The sequence below is a fragment of the Caballeronia sp. ATUFL_M2_KS44 genome (assembly GCF_023630965.1).
Classification (GTDB): domain Bacteria; phylum Pseudomonadota; class Gammaproteobacteria; order Burkholderiales; family Burkholderiaceae; genus Caballeronia; species Caballeronia concitans.
This window is the reverse complement of sequence record NZ_JALQEA010000105.1, coordinates 1-261: the sequence shown is the minus strand read 5'-3', so window position 1 is coordinate 261 and position 261 is coordinate 1. Positions and strand designations below refer to the sequence as shown.

The window sequence follows — 261 nt, the reverse complement described above, 5'->3', positions numbered from 1 at the left end:
ACCTTGCTCTGACAGCAGTTGGCTTAAACAGGCAATATCTCGCAGTGCCAGATTAAAGCCCTGGCCGGCAATAGGGTGCAGGTTATGTAAGCTGTTACCTAACAGTGCAGTGCGGTGATTCACCACCTGCTGGCTTTGCTTTAACACCAGCGGGTAAGCGGCCCGGCTGCCCACTGTAGTAAAGACGCCGGCCCGGTAACCAAATGCCTGTTGAATTTGCGCTAAAAATTCGCTGTCACTGAGTGCCAGTAACTGCGGCAC

At 53.3% G+C, this 261-nt stretch carries 1 pseudogene; it reads right to left on the bottom strand.

Annotated features, from left to right (window positions below):
* A pseudogene (locus NCR39_RS29565) lies at positions 1–261 on the bottom strand (hypothetical protein); the annotation flags it as partial.